This window comes from Bartonella sp. AU15XJBT (genome assembly GCF_028618615.1).
GTDB lineage: Bacteria > Pseudomonadota > Alphaproteobacteria > Rhizobiales > Rhizobiaceae > Bartonella.
In genome coordinates this window covers 57,945-81,584 of record NZ_JAQITG010000002.1, presented here as the reverse complement: position 1 = coordinate 81,584, position 23,640 = coordinate 57,945, and the positions used below count along the sequence as shown (strand labels likewise).

At 38.0% G+C, this 23,640-nt stretch carries 15 protein-coding genes; 8 read left to right on the top strand and 7 right to left on the bottom strand.

The window, feature by feature from the left end:
- Positions 1 to 7: 7 nt before the first annotated feature.
- From rsmA to lptF, 6 genes are all read right to left on the bottom strand, one after another.
- Positions 8 to 838 carry a 16S rRNA (adenine(1518)-N(6)/adenine(1519)-N(6))-dimethyltransferase RsmA gene (gene rsmA, locus PVV57_RS01555; protein WP_273783304.1) on the bottom strand — a complete coding sequence of 277 codons (831 nt, stop codon included), beginning with the start codon at positions 836 to 838 and terminating at the stop codon, positions 8 to 10.
- Complete coding sequence (pdxA, locus tag PVV57_RS01550; protein WP_273783302.1) at positions 829 to 1,842, bottom strand: 4-hydroxythreonine-4-phosphate dehydrogenase PdxA; 1,014 nt, start codon at positions 1,840 to 1,842, stop codon at positions 829 to 831. Before pdxA ends, rsmA begins: the two co-directional genes overlap by 10 nt.
- Entirely contained in the window at positions 1,842 to 2,792 is a 951-nt protein-coding gene (locus PVV57_RS01545) for a peptidylprolyl isomerase (RefSeq protein WP_273783300.1), read from the bottom strand. Before PVV57_RS01545 ends, pdxA begins: the two co-directional genes overlap by 1 nt.
- Before the next feature lie 123 nt (positions 2,793 to 2,915).
- Positions 2,916 to 5,285 (bottom strand): LPS-assembly protein LptD, encoded by a 2,370-nt coding sequence (locus tag PVV57_RS01540; protein WP_273717553.1) that lies wholly within the window; start codon positions 5,283 to 5,285, stop codon positions 2,916 to 2,918.
- Positions 5,286 to 6,377, bottom strand: coding sequence for an LPS export ABC transporter permease LptG (gene lptG, locus PVV57_RS01535; RefSeq protein ID WP_273717552.1), 1,092 nt, complete (start codon positions 6,375 to 6,377; stop codon positions 5,286 to 5,288).
- On the bottom strand, positions 6,374 to 7,564 hold the full coding sequence (lptF, locus tag PVV57_RS01530; RefSeq protein ID WP_273717551.1) for an LPS export ABC transporter permease LptF: 1,191 nt from the start codon (positions 7,562 to 7,564) through the stop codon (positions 6,374 to 6,376). The genes lptG and lptF overlap by 4 nt, the downstream gene beginning before the upstream one ends.
- Positions 7,565 to 7,973: 409 nt before the next feature.
- On the opposite strand from lptF, the gene PVV57_RS01525 reads away from it, so the two are divergent.
- The 3 genes from PVV57_RS01525 to PVV57_RS01515 are packed head-to-tail and all read left to right on the top strand — an operon-like array spanning position 7,974 to position 8,852.
- Positions 7,974 to 8,420, top strand: coding sequence for a DNA polymerase III subunit chi (locus PVV57_RS01525; protein ID WP_273783298.1), 447 nt, complete (start codon positions 7,974 to 7,976; stop codon positions 8,418 to 8,420).
- On the top strand, positions 8,420 to 8,599 hold the full coding sequence (locus tag PVV57_RS01520) for a hypothetical protein (protein ID WP_273717689.1): 180 nt from the start codon (positions 8,420 to 8,422) through the stop codon (positions 8,597 to 8,599). The genes PVV57_RS01525 and PVV57_RS01520 overlap by 1 nt, the downstream gene beginning before the upstream one ends.
- Positions 8,589 to 8,852 (top strand): hypothetical protein, encoded by a 264-nt coding sequence (locus tag PVV57_RS01515; protein WP_273717688.1) that lies wholly within the window; start codon positions 8,589 to 8,591, stop codon positions 8,850 to 8,852. The genes PVV57_RS01520 and PVV57_RS01515 overlap by 11 nt, the downstream gene beginning before the upstream one ends.
- Here PVV57_RS01515 and PVV57_RS01510 read toward each other — a convergent pair.
- Entirely contained in the window at positions 8,849 to 10,138 is a 1,290-nt protein-coding gene (locus tag PVV57_RS01510; RefSeq protein WP_273717549.1) for an MFS transporter, read from the bottom strand. The genes PVV57_RS01515 and PVV57_RS01510 overlap by 4 nt on opposite strands.
- A 571-nt stretch (positions 10,139 to 10,709) precedes the next feature.
- Between PVV57_RS01510 and bafA (PVV57_RS01505) the strand changes: the two genes are divergently transcribed.
- The 5 genes from bafA (PVV57_RS01505) (at position 10,710) to ndk (ending at position 23,403) form a co-directional block, all read left to right on the top strand.
- Positions 10,710 to 16,238: a BafA family autotransporter gene (bafA, locus tag PVV57_RS01505; protein WP_273783296.1), complete on the top strand. Its 5,529-nt coding sequence runs from the start codon at positions 10,710 to 10,712 to the stop codon at positions 16,236 to 16,238.
- A 355-nt stretch (positions 16,239 to 16,593) separates the two neighbouring features.
- Positions 16,594 to 19,158, top strand: coding sequence for a BafA family autotransporter (bafA, locus tag PVV57_RS01500; protein ID WP_273717547.1), 2,565 nt, complete (start codon positions 16,594 to 16,596; stop codon positions 19,156 to 19,158).
- 313 nt (positions 19,159 to 19,471) lie between these two features.
- On the top strand, positions 19,472 to 19,669 hold the full coding sequence (locus tag PVV57_RS01495) for a hypothetical protein (protein ID WP_404977234.1): 198 nt from the start codon (positions 19,472 to 19,474) through the stop codon (positions 19,667 to 19,669).
- A 322-nt stretch (positions 19,670 to 19,991) separates the two neighbouring features.
- A complete protein-coding gene (gene bafA, locus PVV57_RS01490; RefSeq protein WP_273783295.1) occupies positions 19,992 to 22,580 on the top strand; it encodes a BafA family autotransporter in 2,589 nt (862 codons plus the stop codon).
- Positions 22,581 to 22,980: 400 nt separating this feature from the next.
- Positions 22,981 to 23,403, top strand: a complete 423-nt coding sequence (gene ndk, locus PVV57_RS01485; protein ID WP_273783293.1) for a nucleoside-diphosphate kinase — start codon at positions 22,981 to 22,983, stop codon at positions 23,401 to 23,403.
- Positions 23,404 to 23,640 lie beyond the last annotated feature (237 nt).

The following is a 23,640-nucleotide window of genomic DNA, read 5'->3' as shown; positions in this document are numbered from 1 at the left end:
GTACTTTTTAGGTTATCAAATTCGCTAAAGTCACAAATTCAGAAATTGAAAGTGTTTCAGCACGGCGTGTCCCATCAATTCCAGCTTTTTTTAAAAGAATTTCACCTCCAAGAGTTCTGAAATTTTGACGAAGCATTTTTCGTCTTTGTCCAAAAGCGGTTTTTGTAACAAAGCTTAGTTTTTGTGCAGAGCAGACAAGAGGTTGAGCGCGTGGAATGATATGAACAACGGAAGAAGTTACTTTAGGCGCTGGTATGAAGGCTTGAGGAGGAACATCAAAGGCAATTTTAGCCATGGTACGCCAGCCAGTTAAGACACTAAGACGTCCATAATGAGAAGATTGAGGTTTGGCCGTAATTCGTTTGGCAACTTCACGTTGAAACATCAATGTCATTGATTCATAAAAAGGGGGCCATGGTTCAGTTGAAAGCCAATTTAATAAGAGTTGCGTTCCAATGTTATAAGGAAGATTGGCGATAATGCGTGGTTTTTCTGGGCTCGTTTCAAAGAGTTTTGAAAAATCTTGTTTCAGTGCATCATTACAGATAAGTTTTAATTGGTTCGGATAGTGCTTTTCTATTTCTAAGAGGGCTGGTATGCAGCGCTCATCGCGCTCTATTGCTGTTACAATAGCGCCCTTTGCTAGCAAAGCGCGCGTGAGTCCTCCAGGACCTGGACCAATTTCAAGAACAGGTTTTCCTTCTATATTGCCTGCTTGATGCGCAATTTTAGATGTTAAATTCAGATCAAAAAGGAAATTTTGCCCTAAAGATTTATGAGCTTGTAACCCATATGTATCAATGACCTCACGCAGGGGAGGGAGATTATCTATTGGCATGATATCGAATTATTTTTTGCAAGTTTATTTGCAAGTTTAAGGGCAGCAATAAAGCTTTCAGGAGAAGCTATGCCTTTATCAGCAATGTCAAAAGCAGTTCCGTGATCTGGAGACGTACGAATGAAAGGTAGACCTAACGTGACGTTAACGGTGGTATCAAAATCTAATGTTTTAACAGGGATAAGAGCTTGATCATGATACATGCAAAGAGCAACATCATATGTTTTTCTTGCGCATTCATGGAACATTGTATCGGCAGGAAGCGGACCTGTAATATTGAGGCCTTTCTTTTTAAGATATTCAATAGCAGGAGTGATAACTTCAATATCTTCTTTTCCTATTGCACCTTCTTCTCCAGCATGAGGATTAAGACCAGCGACAGCCAGCCGAGGTGACGTTATTTGAAATCGTGTCTTTAAGTCGCATTCAGTAATGAAGGCCGTTTGAATGATTAAATGACGGGTCAGCTGTGAAGGAACATCTTTAAATGGAATATGAACAGTCATTGGTACCGTTTTTAATCGAGGCCCTGCTAACATCATAACTGGATGATAACATTTATGAAAAGCTTTATGGGCCAAATCGGCTAAAAATTCTGTATGACCTGGAAATTCAAATCCGGCGTCATAAAGATTCTTTTTGGCAATAGGACAAGTAACCAATGCGGAAGCATGTCCACTTTGAATCAATTGAACACCGCGCTCAATAGCCTCAATGATTCCAGCAGCATTGTTTGGAGAAGGAAAACCTAATTGATCACTTTGTTTGTTTTTTAACGGTATGAGAGGGAGAGCGTTTTGAAAATTTTTGACAGGATCGGTGGTTAAAACAGATTCCACCTCAACATCCATCTGTAAAAAACGAGCGCGTGAATGAATAACATCTGGATCGGCGATAAGCACAAAAGCCGGAACTTGGCGGGTAACACGCAAATTCCACGCTTTTAGAGCTATTTCAGGACCAATTCCGGCAGGATCCCCACCACTAACAACAAGAGCCGTCATTATTGAATACGTGCTACGCGCCGCAGTTCTTCTAAATACTTTTCGCTTAATTCTTCAAGTTTTTTCGGGCTTCTTTTTTTACTATCTTGAAGAGAAAATATCAGCCGAGCAACATAATCATCAGAAACCCTTTTTATTTTACAAACAGCAATGGCTTCGATTCCATCAGATGTTTCTTGCAATTTTGTCATTTTTCCAGCAGGTGTTGCAAGAATAGCTTGCTCCCATGCACTGGGAAGTTGAGGTTCCAGAAACTTTCCTAAATGACGGATCGTAACGTCTAAAATACCTTTTGCTTGATTGTGAGCATTTGCACATCCACGGAAATGTGCGCGGAAATTGCTCGCTTCTCTTTGACGTCTTTCCAAGATTTCTGAACGACGATGGGCAGGAATAACAAAAACAATGCGCTGTAATGTATATTCGTTGGTTGAAGGTTTAACACCACCATTTTTTAATATTCTGCGCACAGCTTCTTGTTCGCTAACCATACCCATTTGAGCTTGATAGCGTGCGCTAACAAGACGCCCCCATCCTATTTGTCCACGGATGTAATCTTTAAAATGTTGTACAGTGATATCATTTTGGATCAGAATTTGGTTGAGCTGATCAATTGTCATATTATTTTGCGTTGCAAAATTCTCAAAAGCTTTATCAACTTCATCATTGCTTACCTCAACATTACGGCGCTTTATTTCAATATTTTTTAGTTCTTCTTCGATAAGCTCTTTTTTAGCCTGAGCCACCAAATTGCCTTGTTTGTGTTGCAATCTGAGAAATGCAATGCGCCTTTGTATATCATAATTTGTGATAGGATTGCCATTAACTGTAACAACAATAGCAGTCTGAGCAAATGCCGACGGAATCAAAAATTCATTTATCAGCAGGCTGCTTACGCTCAAAGACGTAATACAAAATAAAGCAAGAACATGCTTTTTCAATTTATTCATGTAAATAAGCTTTTTATTCATGTAAATAAGCTTTCGCAATGTTTATTAATTCTCATCAATGACTTAAACTACACGTTTTCTTTCATAAAAACAATAATAAGTTAAATTACCTATACATTCTCTTTATAAATTTGAATTTATCTTTTTTCCGATATCTGCGATTGTACGCAATGAGAGAGAGAAATTAAAGTTTTGCAAGGGTGTTTTTCTCCCCGGATTCATTACTTGTTGATAACCGAATGTGAACCCGAAACATTCATCTATATAATTCAAGCTAATTCCTCGTTTTATGAATGTACCAGATACGAGATCATAACCGGCATTGCTATTAATGGACCAATAGTCTGCCAGTTTTAAGCCCGTTTGAAAAGAAACTTCTTGGCGCTCTCGTGGATATTCGTAATTCGGTTGGCTTGCGATATAAGCATATTGTACAGAGGCCCAAAAATTTTTCCACCTTTGTGATGCTTCGACTTCACTACGGCGGATTTTTCCTGTTTTTTTGTCAAAGCGTCCACGTGTTTCTAAGGAAAAACCATTTTTATGGGTTGCGCCAAACATTGCAACATAGTCTGAACGTTTTGCCTCTAAGCTAGAATGAATACCAACATTAACAAGGTCTTTTCCTACAAAAGAATTTTTTCCTGCCAGATGAAAGGATTGCCCAATGAGACCATAAAGAGACCAATTGTCATTAAAGCTTCCAGAATATCTTAGACCTATATTGGCTCTTGTACCACCTTCTACACGATCATAACCAGAAAATTTATCTCGTTGAAAGAGAGTGGTTGCATCAAAGACAAAGCTTTGTGCATCTTCATTAGGAAGTTGTCCGATATATTTTTCGTTATTGCGTATAAAAATTTGTGCGGTTGGTTCTATAATATGTGTAGAATGAGCAGCTGTAATAAGGAAGGGATAGCGTGCTTCCAACCCTGCTGTTGCCATACTACGAATTGTTGAGCCACGAATTGCGGATAAGCTATTGTTTTCTACAGAAGCAGCATGATTTTCGTGTACATTGGTTGTAAGGATATCGGCCCGTAGAGAAAGAAGGGGGGTTAATATGAGGCCATTGTGCGTGTTAAAGCGCTTTTTCCATTGAAGCTCATTTGTTAAACGCAAACTATTTCCAGCCATGCCAGAAAGTCTTACAGTGTTGAGAGGATTTTCGTTCCAGTTGGGTGAACTGAAGTCGGCATGACGACGGTAAATTGATTGTATATTGCTATGGAAGATAAGCTCTCCATTATAAATGGGCTCATCTGGTATAAAAGAATAATCGATGCGTGGTAGAACCCATGCTTGCTGAGAGTGACGTTCATAATGAGGATCATTCAATATCGAATCTTGAATTTTAAAATGATAAAAACGCATATCAAAATAGTTTTTTCCTGCAAGACCATTCAGATAGATCTGGGAAAATTGTGTAGGATTGCTATAGTTTTCAAGCTTGTAGGCACGACTAAAATGCCGATCGGATTGTGCAAGAATATTCCATCCATAAGTCCAGTGTGAATTAATACGAAAATCCCCCTTTGTTGCCAGCATATAACGGTTTTTATGCTGTGCATCAATCGTATCATCATCAAATCTATGCGGTTTCATTTGATATATATGAGCAAAGCGAATGTTATAACTGCCCATTTTAAAACGCTGACGCCATTCCCCTTCGGTTAAAAGTCCTTGTTGAGTATAAACCGTAGAAGAAAGCGTAAAATCATAATGGGGAGCGAGATTCCAGAAATAAGAATTCTTCATCCCCATACCGAGATAATCAGTATAGAAAAAATTAGGCGTAAGCAGACCACTAGCACGCCTGACAGTTGGATCATAGAGCTCAAAATTTGGAAATTTTATAATCGGTACACCAAAAACTTCAAAACTGCTATTTTCAAAACGAATTTTTTTTACGCGATTATTCCATATGATTTTTCTGGCTTTAATTTTCCATAAGACATCTCTATCTGGTTTATAAGAGCAAGGTTCACAGGCTGTATAGCTTGCATTTTCAAAGATTGTTACCTGATTATTTTTGCGTGTAGCATTTTGAGCGGCAAAGTGCACATTGTTGGCTGTATCAATGCGTAAGGCGTTTACAAAACCCTCACCAAGATCTTTGGTCATATCAATTTGATTAGAATAAATCTTATTACCATCTTTTTGAGTAATTTCAACGTTTCCTTGTGCTATAAGTCGTCCTGTTTTTTGGTTGTAAATGATTTTTTGAGCGACAACTTTATTGCCATCATATTCAACTTGGACATTACCTTGGGCAGAAACAGTGTTTTCATCACGGTTGTAGATGAGTTCATCCGCAGAGAGCAAAAGAGGACGTTCTGGGTTTTGAATGCGACTTTGAGGAGGAGACATAAGGCTTTGGGCGTGTGCACAATAAGGCAACGCTCCTCCTAAAATAACCGCTATAACACTTCTGAAAGTGAGAGCACTTAATTTTGTTAAAATGATTTTCTTACGTGTTAATGCTTTCACTTAGCCATCCTCTTTATGAAGTAAAAAAGACATTCCCAAGAATAATGCAATAACAACAGGTGTCCAAGCGGCAATAATTGGTGGAATATATCCAGCATTACCAAAAGCTTGAACAAGTACGGAAATAACATAAAGCATAAATCCAGCTATTACGCCACCAAGAATCAACGTTCTAGATTGTCCAAAACGTGTAAAATTTAAAGATACAGTTGCTGCAATGAGAGTCATTGCCACAAGCAATGCCGGTAAGGCAATCAAAGATTGTAAATACATATCAAAATTATGAGCAGAATAGCCAAATGAACGTGCGATCATGATCTTTTTTGGCAATTGGTAAAATGGAATAGTTGCGGGGTTCACTAGACGTTCCGTTAAAAATTCAGGCTTTAGATTGGTTTTTATTTTCAACACGGTAAATTTTTCAGGAGGATGTCCTATTTTATAGATTGTTCCATTTGTTAATAGCCAAGCGCCATTGGTCAAGGTTGCTTTTGGGGTGTTAATCCAATTTTTGACGGTTGCGTCGTCTTTGTATTGTACAAAGGTTGCATCGAGAAGAGAAAGCCCTTGATCGGTGATAAATTTAGCTCCAATGGTTGTTCTACCTAAATCTGTACGCTGTGTTAACCAGTGGATACGCGTATTATGAAGAGATGTTAGGACATTATTATTGCGCCATTCAGTCATCATTTTTTCTGCTTGAGAAAATCCCCAGGCAGCGAGTGGATTGATGAGAAGAATTGAAAATAATCCCAAAAGAAAAGCTCCCAAACAAGCTGGCATAAGAAATTGCCATGCAGAAACACCGATTGAGCGCGTCACGACAAGTTCAAGTTTTTTATTAAGCGAGATAAGCGTTGTCATTGCAGAAAAGAGTGCAATAAAAGGGATAAGTTGTTGCATAATAAAAGGGATGCGTAAAACAGAGAGGAGAAATGCATCTTTTGCGGTATAATGCGGAAGGGAAGGCAGTCTACCGGAGTTTTCTGTAAAATCGATTAAAAGAGCAAGAACAAAAATACTCCCCCAAAAATAACAAGTTATTTTAAGGTAACGTATAAAAAAATAGCGTCCAAGTGTCCACCCAATCATGATATTTCATCCAGAGAATCTTGAGATTTTCGATGTTCAAATTTGTTCACTACTTTTTGAAAAGTGATTTGAAGTATTTCATTAAGTTTTGCGGGGAGTCCAATTTTATGATTCGTTAAAAGCATAAAAAAGACAAATAGACTTGTTCCTATGGGCGTAATATAGAGAAGGGGAACATATGCAAGATCGTTTTTTGCTTTTTCGGCGAAAAAATACCCTATCCAATAGACCAGAAAAGAAAGGGCAATCGCCGAAAAATTTGCGCAGTAGCGTGCTTGTCGATGGGAGCCTACGTTTCCCGCCGCTGCTAATGCAATAAGTGAAAAAACGATTGGATAGAGCCATTGTGTTAGTCGGCGGTGAAACTCAGCTTTATATTGGAGTGGTTTTCGTTGATAGTAGGGATCTTTTGGGTCAGGTTTTTGTAAATAAGAAAGAGACCGATCTTTTGGATAAAGAGTAGGTGTTTTATCACTGGGAATAAATTCCCCTAGGCTAAAGGTGTATGCGCTAAATTGAACGATTGAAACGCTATTATTTTCATGATTAACTCTTTCTATTTCACCGTTATTGAGGATTAAAAAGCGACCGTTTTGATTGCTTACGATAGAGGCCTTTGTTGCATAATAAAAAAGATCAGTTTTAGGGTCACGCTGGTCGGCAATGAAAAGACGTCCAAGTGTTCCGTTTGGATTCCGTTCGCCGATCTCTATGTAAAGGTTATTGGCGAGTTTTTGAAAGCTTCCTTCACTAATGAACAGATTAATAAGATCAAAATGGGCACTTGCTAGCATTTGTCGCATATGAAGACGCGCTTGAGGAACAACAAAATTAGCTATAGAAAAGGAGATACATGATGCAACAATAGCAAGAAGAAGAATAGGTTTCCAAACAGTACTCTTAGGAAAACCAGAGGCATTAATAACAGCAAGTTCTGAGTCTTGATTCATTGCTGAAAGGGTAGTTATAACTGCGATCATTAATGCAAATGGAATGACAAGAAAAATAACAGAAGGAACCAATGAGAATGAAAATTGCAAGACTGTGAGGAGTGTTTGTTTACTTGTTGTGAGAAAGTTTATCCGCGCAAGAATTTGCACCGTCCAACTAACGCCTACTGCTGCAATCATGACAGAACTAAACAAAACAAAGACACGTTTCAGGATGTAGAACTCAATAATACGCATAAATTGGGGAACATCCTCAGTCTTTAATTCGATAGCAAATATTTTTACTGCTTCCGGTTAAAATGCAATAAAATTAAAAAAACATCCTTCCATGAATTGGACATTTTTAGCAAATAAATAATATAAGGTTTCTCGTTAAATTCCCTTTAATTTTTTCACATATTATATTTTATTTTTAATGATAGTCTACAAAGAATCTAGAAAATAATTTAAAAAACTTTTTTATTAACGTTGAAAATAATTTTTTTTATCTTTTAAAGAGTCTTTTAAAACCACGGGCAAAAAGATAATGCATCTCAATTGAAAAAGAGGTTTATATCTTGAACCGTTTCCTTTTATATGAGGAGTATAGAAGTGTCTCTAAAAAAGATGTTAGCTTTTTTATAAAGAGTTATGAGGGCTTAAGAGGTTGGACATTTTATTCTATCATTTGACGCAGTCAACGCTGAAAGATATTTTGCCAACGCTTGTGGAGCGTGCATTGGCTCGTTTTGGTAAGGTAACAATACAATGCGTGAGTGAAGAACAACGCGATTCTATAGATATGCATTTATGGGTTTATGCTGATGAATCATTTATTGGACATGGAACGGAGTGTGATCAATATGCGAACCTTCAGCCTGTATTTCTGACGATAGGACAAGAAAATCCGAATGATTCAAAGATTCGTTTTCTCATAGAGGGAGCTGTTTGTTCGGATATTAATGCTTATCAACGGCTTGTCGTACTATTTGATGGTAGAAATGATGAGCAGTTGAATTTTGCTCGGGCGCAGTGGAAAAAATATAAAATGGAAAATCATAATTTAACCTATTGGCAACAGACTGAAGATCGTTGTTGGGAAAAACAAGTTTAATGCGCCTCGTATCTTTTGTTATGGTTTTGATAGGATTGGTAGGAATCGTAAACCCAGCCCTTTTTATTGTGGAAGGATCAGGGGGAGGGCGTTGGGTCTTTATTGTTATTTTTCTTTTAGGCATGCTCAAGATATGGCCTATAATTAAAAAAATGAAACGGCATGACGATGATGATTGATCGAATTTTGCTTGTTTTATGGGCTGTAATGCTGGCTTTTTTTTGCGTTTCGTGGTTGGGGACAACGCATATCCTATCAGGGGTATTTGCTGTTGCTGATATGAGCAATATTGCGGATTTTTTATTTTTCTTTTTGAGTGCATTGTTTGCGGGAATATTGTGGTGGAGTATACCGCAACCTATGTCTTTAAAAATGAGACTGGCGGCATTTTTTCTGCCAGTCTTTATTTTATTCTTCGTTATTATATTTTAGTTGGATATTTCATCATCTGTAAATCCGACAAAACAAATCAGTGAAATAAAAGAAGCAAAAAGCAAATAATAGCCGATATAAGACGTATCAAAATGTTGCACCAAGTATTCTGCAATATAAGGTGCGAGAGAGGCTCCTACGATACCAGATAAGTTGAAAGTAATAGAAGAGCCTGTGTATCGAATGGCTGTCGGGTATGGTGAAGCCAAAACAGCACCAAGAGGACTGTATATCATCCCCATGATAGACAAACCAATGACAGACATTGCAAGGACTCCTATAACTCCGGAATTTAAGAAATAAGGAATTGCGAAAGAATAGATACCGGTGATGATTGTAATCCAAATCATCAAAGTTCTTCGTCTAATACGATCAGCGAGTCTTCCAGTAATGATCGTAAAAATTCCGCAGAAAATAGCACCGACAATTTCGACTTGAAGAGCTTGATAATATGACAATTGCAAATGGTTTGTTGAATAGCTTAACAAATATGCAGTAACCAAGTAAAACAAAACAAATGTTGCCATACCAGAAAATATTCCAAGAAATAAAATTCGAGGACATTTTAAAAAGACATCGATGATAGGAACTTTGACACGTTCTTTACTTTCAAGATTTTTTTTGAATTGAACAGTTTCATTGATTGAAAGACGAACCCATAATCCTATAATCATAAAAACAACTGAAGCAATAAAAGGAATGCGCCATCCCCAAGCGACAAGTGCATCATGATCAAGGAAGTATAACAGACCTAAATAAACAGCAATGGATAAAAACAAACCGATTGGAACGCCCAATTGGGGAAACATTGCATACCAGCCCCGCTTTTCTGGAGGGGCATTTTCTGTTGCGAGCAAAACAGCGCCTCCCCATTCTCCCCCTAATCCCATTCCCTGTCCAATACGGCACAAGGTTAAGAGGAAGGGGGCAAACCATCCAGCGGTTTCATATGTGGGAAGAAAACCAATAATGACTGTTGAAAGACCCATTGTGAGAAGAGAGGCAATGAGTGTTGCTTTTCTTCCAATTTTATCTCCAAAATGTCCAAAGACAATTGATCCAAAGGGCCGAGCAAAAAAGGCTGCTCCAAAGATCAGAAAAGATTGTAAAATGGCAATCTGATCATTTTGTGTTGGAAAAAACACATGAGGAAATATAAGAGCTGCGGCAGTGGCAAAGACATAGAAATCAAAGAATTCAATTGTTGGGCCAATAAGGCTTGCAAACAAAATACGACGAGGGGAATTTCTGTTGCTTGTACCTTGCATTTCTAAGTTTATAGACATGAATAGAATGTCCCTTTCAGTATATGACAAATCAAATATGAATTAATCGACTATAATTATAAAAATTTCAAATCAGTGTCGAGTCGATATTATGAGGTTTCTTAATATATTAGAACAATGATGATAGACTGATGAACATCAATAAGTGTTTTTTAGATTATCAAAATTGAATAGAATAAAGAAACTGTTTTAAATGCTGTAAAAGATGGAAATATGTGGCCATAAAGACCGCTCTCATTCATAGTGCTATTTCCTTTAAAGTTTAAGGCCATTTTTATCATTGAGGGATCAATCTTATTCGTAGATCAGTGTTTTAGTGTCTCAAAAATATTAAAATTTTTTTTATGAATATAATTATAACACTTTTTAGTTGCATAAGTAAAAATTAAATCTTTTAGTTGTGCATACATTTAAAAACACATAGTGTGTATTTGATCTGTCAGAGCTTAATCATCGAATGCTTTATTATCTTAAAAAAATATGCGGTTAAGTCATTACAGAATGTTGTTTTGGTCTATGCACTTTTTTCTAAATGGGGGGGATTTAAATTTGGAATTATGGAGTGTGAATAATGCAACGCAAATTGAAATTAAGTTTTTGTGCGTTAATGACCAGTAGTTTTTTTGTCAAGATTGCGAATGCAGATGGAGTAGCAACACTAAAAGAAAAGCTGTTAACACCAGTAGGTATCAATGAACAGCTAGAAGAGACAAAAAAATTGTTATCAAAAGTGAGGGGATTAAAAGAGAAAAAAGAGGGGGCAAAAATGATAGCGCATGAAAAGACACTAGAAAGAAGGAAGTCTTCAGAAGAGGAAAAGAAGGGATTAGAAAATCTACTCTTTGAAGTTCTCACAAATTCAATAATAAGCGATGGGGTTGCTATTTATATTACGAATCGTGACTCTGAAGGTTCTGAAATAAATAGCTTTAGCTATGAAGATGCTGCCTATTCCATCAATAATACGGTTCAAGAGGGTGGAAAACTCTACATTGATGCAGCAAGTGTGAGTAGGGATACGATCATTGAGCATGGTGGGATTGAGTTTGTCCAAAGCTTGAGCAGTTCAGAATATGCTTTTGTTAAAAAAGGGGGACAACAAATTGTTGAAAGTGGTGCAAATGCTGAAGGGACTAAAATTCATGGTGGTGAGCAGATTATTTTTGGTAAGGGGATCCTTGGAGAAGGTTCGTCGCGTAAAGATAAGGAAAGCAGTGCTTATGGCACTGAAATTCATGCTGCTGATGGAATGCCAGGAATACAAAGTGTCTATAGTGGGGGGATAGCTGTTGACACAAGGGTTATGAAAGGAGGGGTTCAGAATCTTGATGGTAAAGAGAATTTTAATAACAGCTTCTCAGAAGATGCTGATACAGCCGATATAGAAGAGGAAGATTTTACAATCAATGAGGGGGCTTTTGCATTCAATACCGAACTTTTTAAAAATGGGATGCAGAATATCTTTTCGGGAGGGAATGCGAGTAAAGTTACTTTATACGATAGAGCTACTCAGAAGATATATGATTCTGGATATACGGATGATCTAACAATTAATCATCAAGCAAGGTCATGGGCTTTTGCGGGGGCAATATTAGACAAAGATACAAATGTCTATGACTTTGGCAGCCTCTATCTTTATGCTGGAAATGATGAAGCGGTTACGGAAGTAGAAAATCTTAATTTAAATGGAGAAGATACCAAACTCTATATTATTGCTTCTGAAGATAACAGAAAAAAAACTCATGTTAATATCCAGAATTTAAAAGGAAATGGTAGAGTTATTTTTACGTCTTTCGGGACTGATAAGCGTTACTCAGAGCTTAATATTGAGGATCTTTCAGGTTCTTTCCATTTCGATTTTAATGTTAATTTTGCCAAGCATCTTAGTGATTATCTTGTCATTAAAGAAAGTGGCTCTGGTTCTCACACAATAAGTGTGGCTGATTCTGGTCGTGAAATTACAAGTTCTTCTTACAAAAAGCTTAAATTAATTTCTGATCACAGTGGGAACGCTCATTTTACTCTAACAAACACTTTTGGTGAAAAAATCAGGGCTATTGATGCCGGAACCTATAGGTATCGTTTGAAACATAGAAACGATAAAGGCACCGGTAAAATTTGGTATTTAGATGCGAATTATGCTGTTGATGAGGCAAATACCTCTTTATTTTCTGATTTTAGCTTGCAACCATCTGTTATGGCTTCATTATCGAATGATCTCACAGACCTCACCATTGAAAAGGGAATGATTGTCACGATTACGGATCCTAGCTTTGATAGTAGCGGTGAAAAAGTTGAGAGCAATGGAGAAACTTCAATTAGTAATACAGTTAAAGATGGTGGAACGCTTTCCTTTTATAGCGGTGGTTTTAGCTTGTATACGACAATTCAAAGAGGAGGGACTGAGCTTATTGGAAAGCAGGGGCTTTCACAAGATAGTACAGTTAAGAGAGGGGGAACACAAAAGGTTGAAGATGGGGGGAAAGTTGAAGGGGCTAAAATTTACGGTGGTGAGCAGTTTGTTTCAGGAAAGTCTGATATTAAAGGGGCGATGGTAAGGAGCAGCGCTTATGACAGCGTTATTTCTGGTGAAAATGGAGTAATAGGATATCAGAATGTGTACGATGATGGAGAGGTTTTTAACACAAAGATCATGGCAGGAGGAGTACAAAATCTTTATGTAGAAGATAACCTAGACGATTATAGCAGTTTTGCATTTGATACAGAGGTCTTTTCTGGTGGAGAGCAACACGTTTTAGCGGGAGGAATAGCTCTTGGAGTTCTTTTACAAGGGAATGCTTTCCAAGCAATAGATTTAGGGGGCTATGTAAAAGATTTAATCATTAAGGATCAAGCACAATCATGGTTACATTCTGGGGCAACATTAGAAGGAAGCACCATGATTCATGATTCTGGACGAATTTATCTTTATGCTGGTGCTGATCGATCTCGTACTGAAGTAGAAACAATTGTTTTAAATGGCAAAGATACAAAATTGTACGCTATTGCTTCTAAGATGGATGGCGAAAGTTCTTTGATTGAGAATCTGAGTGGTGATGGCAGCGTTATTTTTACTTCTACCGTATTTAATCCACATTACTCTAAACTTGAGGTCGGTAATCTTTCAGGGAGTTTACATTTTAGACTAAATACCAATTTTGAGGAGCAACGCGGAGATTATCTCCTTATAAAAAAGGGCGATGGACATCACACAATAAGCGTGATTGATTCTGGTATTGAAATTGCCAATTCTTCTCTACAAACGCAAAATTTAGTTCTTGAACTTAATTTGATTAATGATCAAAGCGGAAAGGCTCATTTTGCTCTGACGGATTTTTCTGGTGAAAAGATTAGCACGATTGATGGTGGAGCTTATCTATATGTTCTAAAGGAAAAAGATTATAACGGTGGAAAAATATGGTATTTGGCTACACCACAAACAACTTCTATTCCTGTAATCCCCTCACCTCATGCGGAATCGCCTATAGATAAGCTTCCTGAAAAAGAAGAAAATATGGCATCTTCAAAAGATTTTAGTATCTCTGATGTCATTAATTTCAGTATTCGTGAGGGAGGAGGCATTTTACAAAACTTTTGGCTTGGTGATGGTAGCATAGTTTATATCTCTAATGATGGAGAGAAAGATGCTCTTAAAAAGTCCATTAACGCTACAGTTGCAGGATCTGGGACACTTTATGTTGAGGCTGGTGGCTTTAGTGAAAATACAACAATTGAAAATGGTGGTTTAGAGATTATCGGGGAACAGGGGATCTCAGAGTCTACGATTATTTACGAGGGCGGGCAACAAAAGGTAGAAGGAGGGGGAACAGCATTGCAGGCTAAAATCTACGGTGGTAATCAGCTGGTTTGGGGAGATAGTTATGTGAACGGTGGAATTGTTGGGAGCAGTGCTTATGATACGATAATTTATGGTCAAGGGGACATACCAGGACAGCAGAATGTGTATGATGATGGAATGGCAGTGGGAACAAAAGTGATGAGTGGAGGAATACAAACTCTTGCTAAATGGTTTCCTGGTGATGATAACTTTGCAGAAAAAGCTGGCGGTTTAGCCGTGAATACTGAGATTTTTGCAGGTGGTGTACAGAGAGTATTAGCAGGCGGAGAGGTGGATATTGTGACTTTACACCGCCATGCTGCTCAAGAAGTTCATGCTGGGAGCATTGTAAAAAATCTAACAATTGGAGAGGGCGCCAATTCACGGGTCTTTGCTGGTGCGATATTAGAAGGAGAAATAACGGTTCAGAATTTTGGTAGTCTCCATCTTTATGCTGGAGATGATCGTTTTTATACTGAAAAAAATCATCAGACGACAGTAGAAGATATCAATTTAGAGGGAGAAAATGCTAAATTGTACTCTATTTCTAATGGATATGGAAACACAGAAACGTATATTAAGAAGTTGAGCGGTGTAGGAGAGATTGTTTTTACTTCTACGGAATCCGATTTACATTACTCCAAGCTTTATGTTGATGAGCTTTCGGGTAGTCACCATTTCAATTTTAATGTCAGCCTTGCAGAAGGAGAGGGTGATTATCTCTTTATCAAAAATGGTGGTGGTTTTCACACAATAAGTGTGGTTGATTCTGGTATTGAAATTGTTGATCCTTCTTCAACAGAACTTGATTTAATTTTGGATCAAAGTGGAGGTGCATCTTTTACTCTACAAAATTTTTCTGGTGCAAAAATTCATATTGTTGATGGGGGAACCTATGTGTATGGTTTAAAACAAAGAATTGGTGAGGATGCGGAGCAAAAAGTTTGGTATTTATCTGCAGTCTTTATTGATAATTTTCCATTTCTTAATAGTTTGCCACGGAGTAGAAGCAGATCTGCGCGGCATTTAAGTCAAAATCAACCGATTTCTTCTCTTTCAACTCTTACAAATACAGAAGAGCATGCGATTAAGTTGCCACGTCGAAGAGAAAATCGCCCCAACTTAAGTCAAAAATCTCCAGCTCCAGTTTCTTCAATTGTTTCAACTCTGGGAAGTCAAACGATTGAAGGAGGACCTCCAGTCGGTCCGCATCCTCTTTCTGATGAAAAGCAAGCGGTTGTTGTTTCAGCCTCTTCTCAATCTTCAGCGGATCAAATGACTTTGCGTCCAGTTCATAAAGATCAACTTTTTCCACAATTAAGTGAGAAGCTTTCAGTTTCTGACTTTTTAACCACACCTTCTACAGATGCGGTTTTGTCTATGTCTGTAGCTCCAGCGATGGTATTTCACAACGAAATGCAAAGCGTGCGTTCGGGAAGAGGAATTCTAGATAAAAGTAAAAAGAATACGGCTTTATGGACTTACGCGATTAAGTCTAAAGAAAGCATTGCGACAGAGCATATAGACTTTAAGCTCGATCAGACCGGTATCGTTTTAGGGATCAATGGTTTAAGCGAATGGGAAAATGGAGATTTTTATATCGGTGGTTTTGGCAGTTATGACCACGCACGCATTGCGCATGCACGAGGGGGTACCAGCGGTATCAATAGTTATGGCATTGGCGCTTATGTCACTTATTTAGATCATAGTGGATGGTATCTCGATGGTATTTTAAAATATAATCATTATCAAAATACTCTGAAGGCCGTTTCAACGAATGGTTTAGGGATTGAAGGAAGTTATACGCAATGGGCCGTTGGAACCTCCTTTGAAGTGGGTTATCGACTTCAAACGTCCAAGAGCAGTTGGCTGCAAGCTTATGGACAATTTACATGGTTGCAAGTTGAGGGTAAAGAAATCAAGTTATCGAATGACATGGTAGGTGATCTGCGTCCATTTACTTCATTACGCAGTGAGGTTGGCTTATCTTTAGGGTATGAATTTGGTTCTCATGAGGCTTCTTCATCCCTTGCCTATATCACAGCAGCATGGTTGCGTGAGAATAAAGATGACAATCAAACGTTGATTAATCAACACCATCCATTTACTACGGACTTGTCAGGGAATGCGGGTAAATTAGGGATAGGTTTAAGCAGTTTAGTGAGTGAGAAGTTGAAGTTCTATGGTGAGGCGCATTATGTTAAAGGGCGTAAAACAAAACAGTCTCTTCAGGGCATTATAGGGGTACGTTATAGTTTCTAATTATTAGGGGTATTTGTAAATTATCTTTAAAGGTATAATTGTTTTTAAAAATCTTTAATAAATTGTAAACAATTTTTCAGCCCATGCAGCTTTGCTTTTCATGACAGATTATATACTCTAATTTTATATTATAGTTTATTAAGTGTTACTTTTTTCTTTGATGAAAAAACTTTGAAGGAATGCAGGAATTTCCTTATATTTTCGATTAAAAATGCATCTAAGAGATTGTAAAGAACGGTTTTTGAGTAAAGTGATGGGGCTACTCAGAAGAATTATTACAATTCAAGGTTGAAAATATATTTTGTAGAGCTAGTTACGTTTGGTGTCTATGCAGACGTGAAGAGGGGGGGAGGATATGGCTACACAATATAAATGGAAACGAAATTTTTGGGTACTCATGTTGAGCAGTTGTTTTATACAGGCTGCTGCTGCAAGTGAGGGGGGGACATCGCTTTTTTGTCAATCTGCAAGTTATGAAAATAACCAAGTATTTCAGGATCAATACAATGAAGATATGAAAACAGGAAGATGTATACTTGGAGCATCGAATGATTTCATTGTAAGGAGGCACAATGAATTAGGCTTTTTAAAAAAGCCTAGCGATTTTGCTACTGTTAAGGGTGCTAGAATGTTCGCGAGTCAACAGGAGCTTGATGGCAATAGTCGCGACAATGTTGGATATAATGCACGAGAACAAAATACAGCGTTTCTTAAAAAACCTGAACTTATCTCTATTAAAGATGGGGCACTGCTTGAAAATTATGTCCTTGATAATGAAGGTAAAGCATACATTTCAAATGATGGTGAGATTGATAGTCCAGGACGATCCATCAATAACACGGTAAAAAATGGCGCAGAGCTTTATGTGTATGCAGGAGGTTTCAGTGAGAATAGTAAAATTGAACATGATGGAATTGAAAATGTTCAAGCTTTAAAGGGAAAACAAGGCTTTTCAAAAAATGCTGTCGTTAAAGAAGGTGGACAGCAAAGTGTTGGAAATGGAGGAAAAGTAGAGGGGACAAAAATTTATGGTGGGGAGCAGCTCGTTTTCGGGGAGGGGGATGTTGGAGGAGAGATTAAAGGGAGTAGCGCTTCTCATACAGTCATTTATGGTCAAGATGAAACACTAGGTCAACAAAAAGTATATGATGGGGGTAAAGTTTGGAATACAAAAGTTATGCGAGGGGGCGTACAAGAGGTTGGAAAAAACTCTGAAGGTGCAAAAAATGGTGGTTTTGCATTTGATACAGAGGTTTTTGCTGGTGGTAAACAGCGAATCTTAAAAGGCGGTCAGGCTATTGGAGTCACTTTAAATGAGAGCGCTATTCAGGAAATAGATACTGATGGATCTGTAAAAAATCTAACAATGAATGATGAAACAAAATCATGGGTACATGCTGGAGCGACATTAGAAAGCAAGACACAGGTAAATCATTCTGGTCAGCTTCATCTTTATGCTGGGAATGATCAACATCGCACCACCGTAGAAGATATTCTTTTAAATGGAAAAGATACAAAACTGTACTCACTCACTGATGAGTTTGATGGAAAAAGCTCTATGATACAAAAATTAAGTGGTGAGGGGAGTGTTATTTTTTCGTTTACGGGTTCTGATCCATATTATTCTCAGCTTCATGTGAATAATCTTTCAGGAAGTTTACATTTTGCGTTCAATACCACGATTGCCCAAAACCGTGGTGACTATCTCTTCGTTGAGAAAGGCGTAGGGAATCATACGATAAGTGTTGCTGATTCTGGCGTTGAGATCACGGACCCTTTTTCAAATAAGCGTGATTTAATTACAGATCAAAGTGGTGGAGCGCATTTTATACTGACAGATCTTAAGGGTGAAAACATTAACGCCATTGATGGTGGAACTTATATGTATGGCCTAAAAGAAAGAAAGGATGAAAATGGAAAAGTTTGGTTTTTATCTGCAGACCGCCTCAGTGGACCAGAAAACCCTATTCCAGATCCTACAAATCCGTTCGTGCCTGGTGGAACAGCAACGACACCTTCTACAGATGCCGTGTTAACGTTGTCCGTAGTTCCTGGACTTATTTTTAACAATGAGTTGCAAACTGTACGGAATGGTAGAAAAATTTGGAACAAAAATAGGAAAGATATCGAGCTATGGACTTATGGGATTAAGAGCAGAGAACGCATTGCTACAGGACATACACACTTTAAGCTTGGGCAGACAGGTTTAGTTCTTGGTGCTGATCAGTTGAATGAATTAAGGCATGGAGAGTTATATGTTGGTGGTTTTGCTAGTTATGATCAAGCACGTGTTTCTCATGCACGAGGGGGTGACAGTGATTTGAGCTCCTATAGCATTGGAACATACGCAACCTATTTTGATCATCGTGGATGGTATATGGATGGTGTTTTGAAATATAATTATTACCGAGATAATTTGAAAGCCATCTCAACGAATGGTTTAGCGATTCAAAGTCATTACAATCAGTGGGCGATAGGTGGATCATTTGAGATTGGTTGTTATTTTGAACCAGCGCAAAATACTTGGATGCAGCCTTATATCAAGCTAACAGGCCTACAGGTTGAAGGTAAAAAAATAAAACTTTCCAATGGAATGATCGGTGATCTAAGACCGTTAATTTCATTTCGTAGTGAAGTTGGCTTGACGGCGGGACATGAATTCTTTGTGAATTCAGAAACTTCATTAACAGCTTATATAATGGCAGCTTGGTTGCGTGAGAATATAAATAATAATTATACGACAATTAATAATCAGTATAAATTTATCACAGACTTATCAGGTAGTGCGGGTAAATTGGGAATTGGTTTAAACAGTTCGGTCAATGATAAACTGACACTTTATGCGGAAGCATATTACCTAAAAGGACATAAGATTAAAAATGCTCTTCAAGGTATTTTAGGGTTACGCTATAGTTTCTAAGCACACCTTTACACGGCTGATTAACTTTACAAATACTATTTGTTTTAGGAGCCTAAAAAGATAATACATCGCTATGTCTTCTCGAGAGTGTAGAGACCTTCTCAAACGGTAGGGATGCCTTTATACTCTCTTTTAAGGCAAGCTGCTAATTTATCAAGAGTGTTCATTGTTTTGCATGTTGAATGAGGAGTCCTCAATATCGTAGGATTTTCTTATTTCAAATCTGCTCCATATTGAATCAATCAAAAATATCTGCTTGCTTGTCACAAGCGGGGAAAGCCGTGTGTAGTAAAATTGTATAAGAGGACTAAAAATGCCTCTTATAAACCGCTTGAAGTGCCAAGGGGTATCGCAACATTTTAGGGCTGGAAAAGTGTGTGATGGTGCCGGCTTACTTCGTCTTAAGCGTAAAGATAGTTATACTCAATGGATTTATCATTACTATTCACTGTCGACATCGGGAAATGGGCTTGGGCGTATTGAGAGATATTTCCTTAAAACAAGCGTGTGAATGCGCAACGCCAAGGGTGTTCTGTTTTACGTGAGAGGTATGATCCCATTAAAGGGCATGAGCATTTTTTTCATCCATGATTTCAAATATGCAAATTATTCATTGAATTCAAGTCAATAGTTTGAATTTTATTCAGTTTTTTACCTTCATTTAGAGTTTTTAGTGGTTTATAAGATTACAACTTATGATTGTTTTAAATTAAAAAACACACCAAAAAATTGTATTTAGACATAAATAAAACACATTATGATACAATCTAAAATGAGCTACCTGCGTAGCCGCGGGATATTTTTCTAAATAATTGAAGAGTGGAGTGTGGATAATGCGGTATAAATACAAGTTAAGTTTTTCAGTATTGATGATCAGTAGTTGTCTTGCGCAATCTGCAAGTGCAGTAGAGAGTGGGAATAGAGGGCAAATAAGAGTAACCCATGTGAGAAATGAAGAAGAGGAACGAAAAAATTTAGAAATAATTGCTCGTCTTTTCAAAAATAATATGACGATTGGATATGGTGAGGTAGAGCTTATTGATAATGGAATAACTTCCGTGGGGTCCACTATCAAAAAAGGAGGGATGCAAATAGTTACACGTGCAGGAATTACAATAAACGCCGAAATTTTGGGAGGTCAGCAGTTTGTTCATGAAGAGCCAAATATTGATCTTACACGCAAGCCTAGACGAAGTAGTGCATATAATTCCACAGTTACGGGTGGAGATGGAGCAATAGGGCAGCAGAATGTGTATGATGGGGGAGAGACTTGGTATACGAAAGTAGGAAATAACGGAGAACAAAATCTTTATGCGGGGCAAAGAAAGGAAGGGGGGAGAGCAACGGCTACAGAAGTTTCTGATAATGGTAGACAGCACGTCTTAGCACTAGGAGAATCTGTGAAAACTACTTTGAAGGATCGAGCTGTTCAAGTTGTATATCCTGAAGGTTTGGTCGATACTTTAACAATTACGGATTCTGCTAAATCCTGGCTACATGTTGGTGTAAAAGATGTCGTTGGGGAAGTAAGGGTCAATAATCATGGAGAACTTTATTTATTTGCTGGTGGTAGGACAAATCATATTACCAAGAAAAACATTCCTCTAGAAAGAAAACCTGATGAACCAATATTTGAGGTTGGTGAACGAAAAATAGGAGAAAAACCACAGATTAAAATTAAAGATTTAGGGGGGCAGGGGGGGACTGTTATTTTTTCTTCTATTCCGTATGATCCACGTTATATTTCACTTTATGTTGAGAAACTTTCAGGGGATTTACATTTTCGATTCAATATTAGCGCTACGTGGGAGGCGAGTGATTATTTGTCGATTGGTGAGGGTGCAGGGAATCACAAAATAAATATTGCAGATTCTGGTCGTGAAATTACAGCTCCTCTCTCACAAAAGAATAGTTTGGTTACTGAGCTTCCGTTAATTACCGATAGAAGCCATAATGGAGGAGTTAATTTTACTCTGGCAGATCTTTCGGGCAAGGACATTACAGCTGTTGATGGTGGAACCTATCAGTATCGCTTAGTGAAGAGAGGAAGATGTGCTGATTCTAGTGGTAGTGCTACAATTTGGTATTTAAGTAGAGCTTCTGGAGATACGGAAGGTTCTAGTTCTGAAGTAGAGTGTGTGAATAAGAAAGCAAAGATTCCTCTTGCATTGTCTGCTGATGCGGGTACACAGTCTGATCAAGGGGCTTCTTCTGGAGGGAAAGATATCGGTCCTCGTCCACTTACTAAAAAACAGCCACCCAAGAAACGTCCGCCACGTCATTTAAGAGAAACACAGAATGTTTCTAGTGTTTCGGTATCTTCTTCTCAAGAAAAACGGACGCATGTGGTGTTCCCTCCAACAGGTTCTCGCCCTCTTTCTGATGAAAAGCAAGCGGTTGTTGTTTCAGCCTCTTCTCAATCTTCAGCGGATCAAATGACTTTGCGTCCAGTTCATAAAGATCAACTTTCTCCGCAATTAAGTGAAAAGCTTTCATTTTCTGACTTTTTAACCACGCCTTCAACAGATGCAGTACTGTCTATGTCTGTAGCTCCAGCGATGGTGTTTCACAACGAAATGCAAAGCGTGCGTTCGGGAAGAGGAATTCTAGATAAAAGTAAAAAGAATACGGCTTTATGGAGCTACGCGATTAAGTCTAAAGAAAGCATTGCGACAGAGCATATAGATTTTAAGCTCGATCAGACCGGTATCGTTTTAGGGATCAATGGTTTAAGCGAATGGGAAAATGGAGATTTTTATATAGGTGGTTTTGGCAGTTATGACCACGCACGCATTGCGCATGCACGGGGGGGGACCAGCGGTATCAATAGTTATGGCATTGGCGCTTATGTCACTTATTTAGATCATAGTGGATGGTATTTCGATGGTATTTTAAAATATAATCATTATCAAAATACCCTGAAGGCCGTTTCAACGAATGGGTTAGGGATTGAAGGAAGTTATACGCAATGGGCGTTGGGAACCTCCTTTGAAGTGGGTTATCGACTTCAAACGTCCAAGAGCAGTTGGCTGCAACCTTATGGACAATTTACATGGTTGCAAGTTGAGGGTAAAGAAATCAAGTTATCGAATGACATGGTAGGTGATATGCGTCCATTTACTTCATTACGCAGTGAGGTGGGCTTATCTTTAGGGTATGAATTTGGCTCTCACGAGGCTTCTTCATCCCTTGCCTATATTACAGCAGCATGGTTGCGTGAGAATAAAGATGACAATCAAACGTTGATTAATCAACGCCATCCATTTACCACGGACTTGTCAGGGAATGCGGGTAAATTAGGGATAGGTTTAAGCAGTTTAGTGAGTGAGAAGTTGAAGTTCTATGGTGAGGCGCATTATGTTAAAGGGCGTAAAACAAAACAGTCTCTTCAGGGCATTATAGGGGTACGTTATAGTTTCTAATTATTAGGGGTATTGTTTGATTGATCTCAGTGTGTGGGGGGATTTTCAAACCTAGACACGAAGTCTCTAGATCTGTCTTCTTTAAAAAAGAAAGCTTTCATAAAGGGTATATAATTTTGCATGTTATTTTTTTCTTATAATTTTTTACTGCTTAAATGGTCATTTTGATGGGAAGCGTTGAAGAATATAAGAAGGAGTTCAGCATTTACTGAGAGGCGGATGTGCATCTTATATAATGGAGACACAATATAGGTATTTTTATTTCTATTGAAGTCTTCTTTATAATTTATTCTATATTTTTGAGAATTTGTGTAGATTTTTGCAGAGTCACTTGGCAAAGGGCGGCTTGCTCGCTATAGAAACAGTCAGAAAATGTTATAAGAGAAATAAAGGTGACGAAATGGCTTTAGAGCGTACTTTTTCGATGATTAAACCAGATGCAACCCGTCGTAATTTGACGGGCGCAATTACGAAAATGCTTGAGGATGCGGGGTTGCGTGTTATTGCATCTAAACGTATGTGGATGAGCAAGCGTGAGGCTGAAAAATTTTATGCTATTCATAAAGAACGTCCTTTTTTTAGCGAATTGGTTGAATTTATGTCTTCTGGTCCAACAGTTGTACAGGTTTTGGAAGGAGAAAACGCAATAGCTAAAAACCGTGAAGTGATGGGTGCTACAAATCCTAGTGATGCAGAAGAAGGAACAATTCGTAAGGTTCATGCTTTGTCGATTGGTGAAAATTCTATCCATGGATCCGATAGTGCTGAAACGGCAAAAACAGAAATTGCTTTTTGGTTTTCTGAGGTAGAAATTGTTGGTTAATAAAAGCGACAATAAGAAACAAAAAACCGAAACATAATGTTTCGGGTTTTTGTTTACAAGATTACAGATCTCTTTGAGAGATATGTAGATCACCGTTTTTTCCGCTTTTAATATTGCAACTGTTTTTGCAAGAGCCTATTATTCTCTTCTTGAATGTCTTTGTACGCCAACTTCGTTTGTAATGGGCAAAAGAAGAGTTTTAATTGATTCATCATCAATAGATTTGAAGTGCGTAGA